We start from the raw sequence: 12,848 nt of genomic DNA on the forward strand, positions 1-12,848 counted from the left end.
GATCAGAGTCGGACGGTTTCGATACAGCGCTGTATCCAATACACATGTGTATCGTAGACCCGAATACAGCTCCCAATCCTGAAGGGCGGGTGTGAGATGGCGCGAAGTCGCGAGAACACGCGTGCGCGCCTGCTCGAAGCCGCACACGAGGTGTTCGCCGAGGTCGGGCTCGATGCGGCATCCGTCGAGATGATCTGCGAGCGCGCGGGATTCACGCGGGGCGCGTTCTACTCCAACTTCGAGTCGAAGGACGAGCTCTTCCTCGCCCTCATCACGCAGCTGTCCGAGGACAAGCTCGACGAGGTGTCGGTGCGCGTCAAGACGCTCTCGGGCGGCGGCGACGTGGTCGATCTCGTCCGTCAGATCGCCGCGATGTCACTGTCCGAGCGGATGGAGCCGCAGCTGCTCAGCGAGGTCCGCACGCAGGCGCTCCGCGACCCGCGCCTGGCGGAGGCGTTCCTCTCCTGGCGCGCGCAGATGCTGCGACGCATCGAGACGATCGTCGGCGACGTGAGCGAACGGCATGGACTGCCCCTGCGGATGACGGTCGCCGACGCCGCCCAACTGCTGCTCGACGTCTCGGAGCAGTGCAGCGTGCAGGCCGCACTCGAGCGGCTGTCGGAGCGTCAGGCGAACCGGGCCATGCAGTCGCGGCTCGAGCAGCTCGTGCCGCTCCTCGTCGGCTGACCCGGGTCTCCTGGGGATCGTCAGCCGGCCTGCAGGACCGCGTGGCACCGCTCCAGGCGGGCGAGCCACCAGTCCCGGCGCTCCGGCGTCGCGGCGTGCGCGTCGAGCAGCGCGGCATCGGGCACGACGCGGCGGACGGGCAGCATCCCGCCCTCGGGCCGCAGCGGCTCGCCGGTGACGTCCGCCGCGAGGAGCGACGCCGTCCCCAATCCGCAGTCGACGTCCAGCTCGGGGAGGGATGCCGCCAGGGCGACCCCCATGGCGAGGCCGACCGAGGTGTCGAGGGCGCTCGACACGACGGCGGGGAGCCCCGCTTCGGCGACGACCGACAGGGCCCGCCGCACCCCGCCGAGCGGCTGCGCCTTGATCACGAGCAGGTCGGCCGCGCCGGCCCGCGCGACGGCGACCGGGTCGTCGGCCTTGCGCACGCTCTCATCGGCGGCGACCGGGACGTCCATGTACCGGATGCGTCCGCGCAGCTCGGCAAGCTCGGCCACCGTCGCGCAGGGCTGTTCCACGTACTCGAGGTCGAACGCCGCGAGCGAGTGGACGGCGTGCTCCGCCTCGTCCAGGTTCCACCCGCCGTTGGCGTCGATGCGGATGCGCCCCTCAGGACCCATCGCCTCGCGAACGGCGCGCACCCGCGCGACGTCGTCGGCCAGCACCTGACCGGGCTCGGCGACCTTGACCTTCGCGGTCCGGCATCCGTCGAATCGCGCCAGGACATCGGGGACGGATGCCGCGGCCACCGCCGGCACCGTCGCGTTCACCCCGATCTCGTCGCGCAGCGCTGCCGGGGTCGGCTGCCAGCCGAATTCGATCGCCGCGGCGAGCCACGACGCCGACTCGACATCGCCGTACTCGGTGAACGGCGAGAACTCGGTCCACCCTTCGGGGCCTTCGAAGAGCATCGCCTCGCGGATGTCGATGCCGCGGAACCGGGTGTGGAGCGGGAGAGACACGACGCGCGCGCTCGCGCGGAGGTCGGCGAGCGAGGGCAGATGCATGACCCCATCCTGGCCCGCGCGGGCGTCGTCGTGCGGAAGGTCCGACGACCGCACGTCAGAGGCGGGTGTAGCGGGCGCGGAAGAAGGCGTAGACGCCGTACGCGATCCAGCCCGCACCGATGAGGACGAGGAGGATCTTGCCCGCGGGGAGCTCGGCGAATGACCGCAGTGCTCCGTCGAGACCGGTCGACTTCTCGGGGTCGTTCGTCGCCGCGCCGACCAGGAACAGCACGCCGACGCCGGCGAATGCGACACCTCGGGCGATGTATCCGACCGTGCCCAGGATCCGGACGCCCCGGCCGGCCGTGCCCGACGGCAGAGTCAGATCCCGCTCGAAGCGGCGGGTCGCGCCCTTGAAGACGAGGTACCCGGCGATGCCGATGACGACGAGGCCGATCGCGACGACGAGGAACACGCCGCCCGGGGTCGACAGGAGATCCGCGGTGAGCGAGCGGGTCGACCCGGCCGAACTCGTGGATCCGCCGGCCGCGAAGGTGCCGGCGCTGAACGCGATGACGAGGTAGACGACGCCCTTCGACGCGTTCTTCACGATGTGGAGCGCGCGCTCCTTGCCGTCGGAGGCACTGCGGTCGAGGAAGGCGCTCAACAGGTGCCAGAGCCCCAGAGCGGCGAGGCCGATCGTGGCGGCCCACAGCAGGAACACGCCTCCGGGGGCGGCCGCGAGCTGGGCGAGGGCTCCCGACTGGTCGGCTTGCCCTCCGCCGGAGAGTCCCAGGGCGAGGGACACAGCGATGAGGCCGACGATGATGTGGACCACGCCGCTCGCTGCGAAGCCCGCTCGTGCGAGCACGTGCACCGCCCTGCTGTTCTTCGCGCCGTGTGCTGCGGTCTTGGCTGAGGAGCTCATCGCGCCAGCGTAGTGACGCCGCCGCCGGTCCGCGCGGGGGTTGCGCGCGCGGTACAGTGACGCCCAGGAGGGCCGGATGACACCGACACTGCACGACGTCGCGCGGCTGGCGGGTGTATCGATCAAGACGGTCTCGAACGTCATCAACGGTCACCCCCACGTCCGACCCGATACCCGCCGGAACGTCGAGCGAGCGGTCGCCGAGCTCGGATACACGCCGAACCTGACGGCGCGAAACCTCCGGAGCGGCCGAACGGGCGCCATCGCCCTCGCCGTCCCCGATCTCGCGCTCAGCTACTTCGCCGAGCTCGCCGGCATGGTCATCGCACGAGCCGAGGAGCGAGGCGTGGTCGTCCTGGTCGAGCAGACCGGCGGCGAGCGGGAGCGTGAGCGCGAGCTGCTGCGGAGCCCCCGCCTCGGTCTCACCGACGGCTTGATCATGAGTCCATTGGGTCTGGATGCGGCGGACCTCGCCGCGCGCCCGGGGGCGTACCCGACTGTCTTGCTCGGGGAGCGGGTGTTCGACGCGCCGCTGGACCACGTCACGATGCGGAACGCCGAGGCCGCACAGGCGGCGACGGCGCATCTGCTCGACGCGGGCAGGGGTCGCATCGCCGTCCTCGGCGCCCACGACGGCGATGCCGACGGCGCGGCGGGTCTTCGCCTGCAGGGGCATCGCGCCGCGCTGGCGGCGGCCGGGGTCGCGCTCGACCCCGAGCTGATCGTCGCCACGCGCTTCTGGGACCGCTCGGGAGGAGCCGACGCCGTGCGCGACCTTGTGGCCCGTGGCGTCGCCTTCGACGCCGTCTTCGGGCTCAACGACACCCTCGCGCTCGGTGCCATCCGCGCATTGCAGGAGGCGGGACTCCGCGTGCCCCGCGACGTCGCCGTGGTCGGGTTCGACGACCTCGACGAGGCGCAGTACTCGATCCCCTCCCTGACCACGATCGATCCCGGCCGACGGTGGATCGCCCAGACCGCGGTCGACACCCTGCTCGGTCGCGTCGCCGCGGCATCCGACATCCCTCACCGGGTGCAGTCGGGCGAATTCACGCTGCGCGTGCGGGAGTCGGCGCCGGGGCGTCGCTGATCGCGGTCGGCGGCGCTGCGCGTGGCGCGCGGGCCTGGCGTTCGCGGATGCAAGAGTTCGTGCGCGCCACGCCGCCTCTCGTGGGCCGAGCCCGGCGTGTCGCGTCGGATCCATTGCATCCGTCGACGCGGTCGGAGGGGCGGAGGCCTTGACGCCCGGCATCCGCGTCGCCATCATGATTTACAACGTTTACCTTCCCGGACAAGGACGCCCCACATGACCTCCGCACGCCTCACCGTCGACGCCGCATCGCCCATCGGGGAGGTCCGCCGCAAGATCTTCGGCGGCTTCGTCGAACACCTCGGCCGCCACATCTACGACGGCATCTTCGAGCCGGGTCATGAGACAGCGGATGCCGAGGGTTTCCGCACGGACGTCATCGACCTCGTCAAGGAGCTCGGGGTCGACACGATCCGCTACCCCGGCGGCAACTTCGTGTCGGGCTTCCGGTGGGAGGACTCGGTCGGTCCCGTCGACGAGCGGCCCCGCCGGCTCGACCTCGCCTGGCACTCGACCGAGACGAACGAGGTCGGCCTGCACGAGTTCTCGTCGTGGCTCGACAAGGTCGGCAGCGACCTGATGATGGCCGTCAACCTCGGCACCCGCGGCACGCTCGAGGCGATCGATCTGCTCGAGTACTGCAACATCCGCTCGGGCACCGCGCTCAGCGACCAGCGCGTCGCCAACGGCGCGACCGACCCGTTCGGCATCCGCATGTGGTGCCTGGGCAACGAGATGGACGGTCCGTGGCAGCTCGGGCACCGGTCGGCCGAGGACTACGGCAAGCTCGCGTCGCGGACCGCGAAGGGGATGCGGCAGCTCGACCCGTCGATCCAGCTGGTCGTCTGCGGTTCGTCGGGCGCGACGATGCCCACGTTCGGCGAATGGGAGCGCGTCGTCCTGTCGCACACCTATGACGATGTCGATCTCATCTCGTGCCACGCGTACTACGAGGAGAAGGACGGCGACATCGGCAGCTTCCTCGCCTCGGCGGTCGACATGGACCGCTTCATCGAGACCGTCGTCGCGACCGCCGACCACGTCGCCGCCGTGAAGCGGTCGTCGAAGAAGATCGACATCTCGTTCGACGAGTGGAACGTCTGGTACCTGTCGCGGTGGGAGAACGTCGAGAAGATCGACGGCATCGACAACTGGCCGGTCGCGCCGCGCCTTCTCGAGGACGTGTACTCCGTGGTGGATGCCGTGGTGTTCGGCGGCCTCATGATCTCGCTGCTCAAGCACGCCGACCGGGTGGCCAGCGCTTCGCTCGCGCAGCTGGTCAACGTGATCGCGCCGATCATGACCGAGCCCGGCGGCCCGGCCTGGCGTCAGACGACGTTCTTCCCCTTCTCGATCACCTCGCGCCTCGCGCAGGGCGACGCGATGCGGGTCCTCGTCGATGCGCCGTCTTACGAGACCGCCGCGTTCGGCGAGGTGCCGCTCGTCGATGCCGTTGCGACGCACGACGACGCCACGGGTCGCAGCGCCGTCTTCCTCGTCAACCGCAGCACGACCGAGTCGATCGAGGTCACCGTCGACGTGACGGGGCTCGGTGCCGGCTCGATCGTCGAGACGCACACCCTCTCGGACGACGACGTCTACGCGAAGAACACCCTCGCCGACCGCGAGCGCGTCGCCCCGCGGCCGAACGAGTCGGCCCGCGTCGATGACGGGACCCTGACCATCACGCTCCCGCCGGTGTCGTGGACGGCGGTCGCGCTCGGCTGAGTTCTGCCGTTCCGCACCCCTGGCGAGACGATGTCCCCGGATGGGACACTCCTCGGCAGGGGGTGCGGGATGCGGCGACGAACGACGATCGCGGTCGGGCTGGTGGTGCTGGGGGTCGCGCTCGCCGGATGCGACGGTGTCCGGCTCCCTTTCGTGGAGGTCCAGGCGTGTGCGTCGTGGGTGTCGTACGAGACCGACGAGGAGCGCGCCGCCGGATCGCAGGCGGTCGTGGTGACGAGCTCGGTCGAGTCGGACGGCACGACGCGGATCATGGAGTACGACACGAACGTGTATCTCGTCACCGTGGACGTGGCCGAGAAGGGTGACATCGCGGCCGGCGACAAAATTCGCGTCGCCTCGACCGCGGACGCGTGCGGCACCTATCCGTACGGGGATGCCGCCGGTGACCCGATGCTCGGCTCGACGCCCCTCCGCCTGTTCCTCTTCGATGAGGGCGGCACGTGGCGGACGATCACGCCGTTCGACGGTGTTCGGCCGGCGACGTGAGGTTCGTGTTCCACCAGCGCGCCGATCTCGTGGGCGAGGTGCTCGTCCCGGCATCCGATCTGGCGGACATCGACCCCGCGGCGTACGGGCGGGCGATGTCGAAGTACGACGACACCCCGGAGCGCCGACGTCTGCGTGACACGGTCATCCCGGGCCTCGGCAGGGGGTGGACCGAGGTCGTGTTCTTGAGTCCCGTCCACCCTCACGCGATCTGGCGGGCGTGGCGCGAGACCCGAGGCAGAGAGCTGCCGCGGGCGGAGTTCTGGGCGATCCCAGCGGACGACCTGCCGCACGGGACGGTCGTCCTCGACCGGACGGTCTCGGCGGTCGGCGACCCGATCGAGCCGGCAGAGGTCGCACCGTTCGATCCGGCATCGTTCACGTCGGCCATGGAGGTGCCCGCGGCGAACCGTGCCTGGCTCGAGGAGATGGTGCGTCGCGGCGTCAGCGGGGCGTGGTTCCACGGCATCCCCCATGTCCTCGCGCCGGGAGCGGTGCCGCTCCACCGGGCCCACGTGATCAGCTGGGAGCAGGACATTGATTCGAATGTCGGACTCGACGGATGAGAACAGATGTTCTAATCTGGGTTTCATGGAAGCCCGGGCATTCGAACACGATCTGACGCTGTGGTTCGTCGATGACGTGCCCGCCCGCATGTTCTTCGGCGGCCGGCGGTGGACCGTGTCCGACACCCCCACCCGCCTCGGTCGAGGGATGTGGCCTGCACTGCCCGCGTCGGCCGCTCGCGCATGGCGGTTCCAAGCGACCGACCACGGCGGGGAGGCCTTCGTCTTCGACATCTACGACGACGGCGACCACTGGCACGTGCATCGCGCGTACGCCTGATCTCACCGCAGGTACGCGTCGACCACGAGGTCACCCCGGATCCGGCGGAGCGCGTCGACGATCGTGGGAACGGTTCGCGTGCCCGCCGTCCGGAGGACGACGTCATGCGGCCCCAGCGGTTCGAGCCCTCCCGTGCGCACGCGCACGACCTCCCACCCCGCGGTGCGCAGGAGCGCGTCCTTGCGCCGATCGGATGCCTCCCTCTTGCCTACGTGCTCGAGCCCGTGGCGCCCGGGGGTGTCGTACTCGACCGCGACCCGCAGCTCGGGGAGCAGGATGTCGGGCCACACCTCCCTATGGCGGAAGAACGGTCGCGCCACCCGGACCGCCGTCATCCCCTCGGTGAACAGCATCGCCGCGGTCAGATCCGCGCGCAGCCGGGCTTCGGCAGCGGATGCCGGCGGGGGAGCGCACGCGCTGACGAACGGCTCGCCCGCGGGAAGGTCCGGGGTCTTTTCGCAGATGGCCGGCACCGCGCGCTTCCGCGCGGAAGCTTGAGCGGGGGCCACCGGCATCCGCACAGCCTTCGCCTGCTGCACGGCGGCAAGGACCGCGCCCGCGTCGATGCGTTCGACAACCCTCACGGGGCGGGGCGCCGCAAGCGCCGAGCACTCCGGGCACCAGGCCGACCGCCGTCGCACGCGCCCCGGACGCTCGCGCTGCTCGGTCGGCGTCGCGGCGAACCGATGGCCGGCGGAGCACTCCCAGCACAGCAGCACGTCTGCGGCGGGCGGGATCTGCGAGAGGACGATGCCACCGTTGAGGTCGGGGTGGTACTGCCGGACGAGCTCCGGGTACGCTGCCCACGCCGACCGGTAGGTGCCGACGGCGTAGGGAACATCGGTGCCGCGCGAGAACTGCCGCCGCTCCCACCACCACCTCACCGGTTCCGTCACCGTGCCGACGGTAGGGGAGGGGACGGACACGTCACGCGGCTCGGGCACCATACTGGCGAGATGCGATCACTCCCAGGCCTTCCCATCGTCCTTGTGCTCGCTGTGCTCGCTGTCATCCTGACCGGGTGCGTGTCGACGAATGGCCTCGAGTCGGAACAACCACGCTCCGTTGCGCCGACTCCCACGATCGCCCAGCCGGCGGAGCAGGCTTCGTGCACTCGAGAGATCCCCTTCGACGCCCCCTTCGCCAACGCCCTCGACGGTACGTCGGTGGGTGAGGACATGATCCAGATGACGTCGACGTCCCACGGCTACACACGCGGGAAGGGCGCGTGTACTCCCGCAGGAACGCTGCCCGGGCCGTCCACGGAGGTGTGTACGGTCGCGATCGGCGACAACCCCGCCAACTCGGAACCGGTGGACTACATGTTCGCCGCCGGAGCGACTGAACAGCTCTCGGCCCGCGTCACCGGGAAGACGGAGAGGGGATCCATGGCCGCCTACGTTCTCTCCTCATGGCGCTTCGCGTCGGCTGCGGACGCTGCTGCGGCCCCGTTGGTGGACCTGGTCGAGTCGTGTGACGGCGTGATCGAATCGACGGAGGGCGACCGGCGGAGCGAAGACCTCTTCGAAGGCGATGAACCGCATCTTCGACTAGTCGTCGCCAATACCGATGTCCTGCTGTACCGCGCTGTCCGACTCGCCGACGGATCAGAAGGGCTGTCGTCGACGGCGTCTGGTCTGCTACCCGCCGCCGTGGTCGATCATCTCGAGACGTGGTGGCTGTCGAACGCCGCGGGCGCGACGGTCACCGAGCCCTGATCCGGCTCAGGCGACCTGCTGGCCGCACATCCCGCACTCGCCGGTCGCGGAGACCTCGACGAAGCAGTTCGGGCACATGGCGCGGACGACGTCGAGCGAGGCCGCAGGACGCTTCGGTGCGACGGTCCGCTCGAGACGCGGCTTCGGCGCGGTGCCGCGGGCCTTGCCCGGGCGGGCGACCGACGGCGGGGGCGGCGGCGCGGTCTTGGGGGCGTGCTCGGCGCAGTAGTAGCGCACGAATCCGGCGTGATTGTTGGGATGCCGGTGCTTGACGGCCCACAGTTCGGTCCGCTCCAGCGGCTCGCTACCGGCGGGGCAGCTCACGCAGCGCGTCGGCTCGCCGGGCACGGCCTCGGCGGCGAGGACGGGGACCTCGAACGGAAGAGCGTCCCGCCAGTCGGATGATCTCGTGATCTTCATGCGGGGGTCCCTCCGCGGCCTCGTCGGGGGTGAGGACCGCCCTACAAGCTTCGCACGATCGGACCGCCCGTGGGGCCCGCGCGTAGGCTGGCCGGGTGACCGTCTCCGAGCTCTTCGACCCGTCGGAGTGGACCGAGGCGCCCGGCGCCGCGGACTACACCGACATCACCGCGCACGTCTCGATCGACGGGCGGATCGCCCGCATCGCGTTCGACCGTCCCGAGGTGCGCAACGCCTTCCGGCCGCACACCGTCGACGAGCTGTACCGCGCGCTCGACATCGCGCGGCAGGACCCGAAGATCGGCGTCGTGCTGCTCACGGGCAACGGCCCGAGCGCGAAGGACGGCGGCTGGGCGTTCTGCTCCGGCGGCGACCAGCGCATCCGCGGCCGAGACGGCTACACGTACGCCGCGGATGACGCGACGACACCCGATCCGGCACGCGCGGGGAGGCTCCACATCCTCGAGGTGCAGCGCCTCATCCGCTTCATGCCCAAGGTCGTCATCGCCGTCATCCCGGGCTGGGCGGCGGGTGGCGGGCACTCGCTGCACATCGTCTGCGACCTGTCGATCGCGAGCGCGGAGCACGGCAAGTTCAAGCAGACGGATGCCGACGTCGGATCGTTCGACGCCGGGTACGGCTCGGCGTACATGGCTCGCCAGGTCGGTCAGAAGGTCGCGCGCGAGGTGTTCTTCCTCGCTGAGGAGTACTCCGCCGAGCGCGCGTACGAGATGGGCGCGGTGAACCGCGTCGTCCCGCACGCCGACCTCGAGCGCGAGGCGATCTCGATGGCGCGGACGATCCTCGGCAAGTCCCCGACCGCGATCCGCATGCTGAAGTTCGCGTTCAACGCGATCGACGACGGCATGGTCGGCCAGCAGGTGTTCGCCGGCGAGGCGACGCGCCTCGCCTACGGCACCGACGAGGCCGTCGAAGGGCGCGACGCCTTCCTCGAGAAGCGCGATCCGGACTGGTCGCCGTACCCGTACCACTACTGAGTCCGCGCCATGCAGCTGAGCCGCCTCGATTCCGCGGATCCACGTGACGTGCTCCGCGCGCTCCGTGCCGCGGTGCTCGGCGCGGGACCGGCGGTCGCTCTCGGCGCGGCATCCGATCTTCCGACCGACGTCCCCGCGGGCACGGCCGTCGTGGTCACGACGAGCGGCTCGACCGGGTACCCGAAGTCCGTCGCGCTCAGCCGGTCGGCGCTGACCTCGTCGGCGCTCGCGACGGCGGACCGGATCGGCAGCGGCTCGTGGCTGCTCGCCCTCCCCGCGACCTACGTCGCGGGCGTCCAGGTCATGGTGCGAGCGCTCGTCGCGGGTCGCGACCCGGCGATCCTGGCCGGCTCCTTCACGGCGCAGACCTTCACGGCGGCCGCCTCGGCGATGGCCGCCAGCGAGGGCGGACACCGCGTCCCGACCTACACGTCCCTCGTCCCCGCCCAGGTGCTGACCCTGGTCGAGGCGGGGGAGACGGATGCCGCGGTCGCCCGCGCGTTCGCCTCGTTCGACGCCGTGCTCGTCGGCGGGCAGGCGCTGCCGCCCGCGCTCGCCGACCGCGCCGCAGCTCTCGGCGCCCGCATCGTCCGCACCTACGGGTCGACCGAGACGAGCGGCGGATGCGTCTACGACGGGCGTCCGCTCGAGGGTGTGCGGTTGCGTGTCGAGGACGGCGAGGTCCAGCTCGGCGGTCCGACACTAGCCGACGGCTACCTCGGCGATCCCGAGCGGACGGCCGACACGTTCGTCCGCGACGGCCACGGTGCGCGCTGGTACCGCACGGGCGATTCCGGGTGGGTCGACGACGGGGTCCTCCGCATCACGGGCCGTCGCGACAACGTCATCGTCTCGGGCGGCGTGAACGTCTCGCTCGACCGCGTCGAACAGGCCGTCCGGGCGCTCGAGGGTCTCGAGGGCGCGGTCGTCGTGCCGACGCGCGACGAGCGGTGGGGTGAGGCATCCGTCGTCGTCCTGGCGCGCCGCGCGCTCAGGGGCCGGGCCGAGCCCGACGTGCTCCACGACGTGCGCCGGGTCGTCGCTGAGGCGATCGGGGCACCCGCGCGACCGCGTGAGCTGCTCGTGCTCGATGAGGTGCCGATGACTTCGACCGGCAAGCCCGATCGCGCGCTTCTGCGCCGACTGCTCGCGGACGACGAGGAGCCCACGCCGCGCGGGGAATAGGATCCTTGCTCGTGGCCGCATCCCGAAAGACCCCCCGCAAGCCCGCCGCGAAGCGCTCGGCGCCGCGAGGCAACCCGGCGAAGGCGCGCGTGTCGTCGGCGCCGCCGAAGCCCGCCCCGGTGACCGCTCGCGACTGGATCGGGGCGGCCCGTCTCCGGACGCTCCCCCTCGCGATCAGCCCGATCCTGGTGGGCACGGGCGCGGCGATCGCCGTCGGTGGCGGCTTCCACTGGGTGCTCGCCCTCTGCTGCCTCGCCGTCGCCGTCTCGCTGCAGATCGCGGTGAACTTCGCCAACGACTACAGCGACGGCATCCGCGGGACCGACGACCACCGCGTCGGCCCCGCCCGGCTCACGGCGTCGGGCCGCGTCACCCCCCGCGCCGTGCTGATCGCCGCCCTGCTGTTCTTCGCGATCGCCGCGCTCGTCGGCATCGCCGTGGTCATCCGCACGCAGCACTGGTGGCTGCTCGCGGTGGGCGCGGTGTGCATCGTCGCGGCGTGGTTCTACACGGGCGGCAAACGCCCTTACGGCTACTCGGGCCTCGGCGAGGTGTTCGTCTTCGTCTTCTTCGGGCCTGTCGCCACGATCGGGACGACCTTCGTGCAGGTCGGCTCGGTGCCGCAGGAGTCGTGGATCCCCTCGATCGGGGTCGGAGCGCTCGCGTGCGGTGTGCTCGTCACCAACAACCTCCGCGACATCGCGCAGGATCGCGTGGCGGGCAAGCGCACGCTGACGGTGCTCATCGGCAAGCGCGCATCGCAGGTCCTCTACACCGTGCTCATGCTGGTGCCGTTCGCGACCGTGCCCGTCGTCGCACCGTTCTACCCGGTCGCGTGGCTGTCGCTGCTGGTCCTCCTGGCGACGCTGTCGGCGACTCTCATCGTCTGGACCTACCGCACGGCGCGCGAACTGATCGTCGCGCTGCAGCTCAGTTCGCTGGCGTCGCTCGCCTGGAGCGGCTTCATCCTCTGGGCGTACGTCGCCGCCTGAGGCTCAGCGGGCGGAGTCGTCGGATGCCGACTGCGGCGTCGCCGCGGCATCCGGATCGTGCTCGTCACGGAAGGCGTCTTCGACGGCCTCGTCGCTGTCGGTCCGGCGCCGCGCCTCTCGGCGCTCGGCCATGCCGACGGAGACCTCGTCGAGGGGACGGCGCAGGAACAGCACCGACAGGCTCAGGCCGATGAGGGCCGCGAAGATGGCCGCGAGCCAGTACTGCTCGCGCAGCACCGGGAACAGCATCATGACCCCGAAGGGGACGAAGAAGGCGAGCAGCCGCAGCAGCGCGTAGACGAAGGCGGACCGGGCACGCATGCGGACATTCTACGGCCGCCGGCTGTGCGGTCGGCGTCGGTGCGCGGCGGCCTCGGTGCGGGGGAGCGCGCCTAGGATGGGGGGATGGCGCGCGTGTACCTCGTTCTGGCGCTGCTGCTGGCCGCCTTCTGGGTCTACAGCATCGTCGACTGCGCGGTTCAGCCGCCGACACGGCATCGCGGTGTCAGCAAGCCGATCTGGCTGCTCATCGTGATCCTGCTGCCGGTCGTGGGCGGTGTGCTGTGGTTCGTCATCGGCCGGTCGCGGGCCTCGTCGAGCCGGGTCGTGTTCAGGGCGCCCGACGACGACCCCGACTTCCTCGGACGCATCGGCACGTCGAGCGACCAGGACGACCGCATCCGCCGCCTCGAAGAGGAGCTCGCCGCGCTCGACTCCGAAGCGCCGGACCCGCGGGACCGTCCGGCGGATCCACCCGCCGAGGACGACAGCGACGAGCAGTCGCGCGGCTCGCGGTCCTGAG

General features: G+C 71.0%; 16 protein-coding genes. 11 read left to right on the forward strand and 5 right to left on the reverse strand.

The genetic code is table 11. The features are described from left to right. Positions 1–96: 96 nt before the first annotated feature. A complete protein-coding gene (locus H286_RS0110035) occupies positions 97–687 on the forward strand; it encodes a TetR/AcrR family transcriptional regulator (RefSeq protein WP_018186861.1) in 591 nt (196 codons plus the stop codon). 20 nt (positions 688–707) lie between these two features. On the opposite strand, the gene H286_RS0110040 is transcribed toward H286_RS0110035, so the two are convergent. After that, on the reverse strand, positions 708–1,694 hold the full coding sequence (locus H286_RS0110040) for an o-succinylbenzoate synthase (protein ID WP_020098052.1): 987 nt from the start codon (positions 1,692–1,694) through the stop codon (positions 708–710). 55 nt (positions 1,695–1,749) lie between these two features. Next, entirely contained in the window at positions 1,750–2,562 is an 813-nt protein-coding gene (locus H286_RS0110045; protein WP_020098053.1) for a DUF1206 domain-containing protein, read from the reverse strand. 76 nt (positions 2,563–2,638) lie between these two features. Here H286_RS0110045 and H286_RS0110050 point away from each other — a divergent pair, with 76 nt between their 5' ends. From H286_RS0110050 to H286_RS0110070, 5 genes are all read left to right on the forward strand, one after another. Further along, positions 2,639–3,652 (forward strand): LacI family DNA-binding transcriptional regulator, encoded by a 1,014-nt coding sequence (locus H286_RS0110050; protein WP_020098054.1) that lies wholly within the window; start codon positions 2,639–2,641, stop codon positions 3,650–3,652. Between the two features lie 216 nt (positions 3,653–3,868). Continuing rightward, positions 3,869–5,380: an arabinosylfuranosidase ArfA gene (gene arfA, locus H286_RS0110055; protein ID WP_020098055.1), complete on the forward strand. Its 1,512-nt coding sequence runs from the start codon at positions 3,869–3,871 to the stop codon at positions 5,378–5,380. A 69-nt stretch (positions 5,381–5,449) separates the two neighbouring features. Continuing rightward, positions 5,450–5,887 (forward strand): hypothetical protein, encoded by a 438-nt coding sequence (locus H286_RS0110060; protein ID WP_020098056.1) that lies wholly within the window; start codon positions 5,450–5,452, stop codon positions 5,885–5,887. A 5-nt stretch (positions 5,888–5,892) separates the two neighbouring features. After that, a complete protein-coding gene (locus H286_RS0110065) occupies positions 5,893–6,453 on the forward strand; it encodes a hypothetical protein (protein ID WP_231370931.1) in 561 nt (186 codons plus the stop codon). A 25-nt stretch (positions 6,454–6,478) separates the two neighbouring features. Beyond that, a complete protein-coding gene (locus tag H286_RS0110070; protein WP_020098058.1) occupies positions 6,479–6,733 on the forward strand; it encodes a hypothetical protein in 255 nt (84 codons plus the stop codon). 2 nt (positions 6,734–6,735) lie between these two features. On the opposite strand, the gene H286_RS0110075 is transcribed toward H286_RS0110070, so the two are convergent. Then, the gene (locus H286_RS0110075; RefSeq protein ID WP_028497479.1) at positions 6,736–7,629 is read right to left on the reverse strand and encodes a zinc-ribbon domain-containing protein; all 894 of its coding nucleotides are present in this window, start codon (positions 7,627–7,629) and stop codon (positions 6,736–6,738) included. Positions 7,630–8,055: 426 nt separating this feature from the next. Between H286_RS0110075 and H286_RS15170 the strand changes: the two genes are divergently transcribed. Then, positions 8,056–8,451 (forward strand): hypothetical protein, encoded by a 396-nt coding sequence (locus H286_RS15170; RefSeq protein WP_231370932.1) that lies wholly within the window; start codon positions 8,056–8,058, stop codon positions 8,449–8,451. Positions 8,452–8,457: 6 nt separating this feature from the next. Here H286_RS15170 and H286_RS0110085 read toward each other — a convergent pair whose 3' ends face one another. Next, a complete protein-coding gene (locus H286_RS0110085; RefSeq protein WP_018186871.1) occupies positions 8,458–8,871 on the reverse strand; it encodes a hypothetical protein in 414 nt (137 codons plus the stop codon). Between the two features lie 95 nt (positions 8,872–8,966). Between H286_RS0110085 and H286_RS0110090 the strand changes: the two genes are divergently transcribed. From H286_RS0110090 to H286_RS0110100, 3 genes are read left to right on the forward strand one after another with little or no spacing between them, the layout of a single operon-like run. Further along, positions 8,967–9,869 (forward strand): 1,4-dihydroxy-2-naphthoyl-CoA synthase, encoded by a 903-nt coding sequence (locus tag H286_RS0110090; protein WP_020098061.1) that lies wholly within the window; start codon positions 8,967–8,969, stop codon positions 9,867–9,869. A 9-nt stretch (positions 9,870–9,878) separates the two neighbouring features. Beyond that, complete coding sequence (locus H286_RS0110095; protein ID WP_020098062.1) at positions 9,879–11,054, forward strand: AMP-binding protein; 1,176 nt, start codon at positions 9,879–9,881, stop codon at positions 11,052–11,054. 11 nt (positions 11,055–11,065) lie between these two features. Then, positions 11,066–12,046, forward strand: coding sequence for a 1,4-dihydroxy-2-naphthoate polyprenyltransferase (locus H286_RS0110100; protein ID WP_020098063.1), 981 nt, complete (start codon positions 11,066–11,068; stop codon positions 12,044–12,046). 3 nt (positions 12,047–12,049) lie between these two features. Here H286_RS0110100 and H286_RS0110105 read toward each other — a convergent pair whose 3' ends face one another. Next, positions 12,050–12,367, reverse strand: coding sequence for a DUF4229 domain-containing protein (locus tag H286_RS0110105; RefSeq protein ID WP_018186875.1), 318 nt, complete (start codon positions 12,365–12,367; stop codon positions 12,050–12,052). A gap of 84 nt (positions 12,368–12,451) precedes the next feature. Between H286_RS0110105 and H286_RS0110110 the strand changes: the two genes are divergently transcribed. After that, positions 12,452–12,847, forward strand: coding sequence for a PLD nuclease N-terminal domain-containing protein (locus H286_RS0110110; protein WP_018186876.1), 396 nt, complete (start codon positions 12,452–12,454; stop codon positions 12,845–12,847). The last annotated feature ends 1 nt before the right edge of the window (position 12,848 follow it).

It is taken from the genome of Microbacterium sp. 11MF (assembly GCF_000383475.1).
Lineage (GTDB): Bacteria > Actinomycetota > Actinomycetes > Actinomycetales > Microbacteriaceae > Microbacterium > Microbacterium aquilitoris.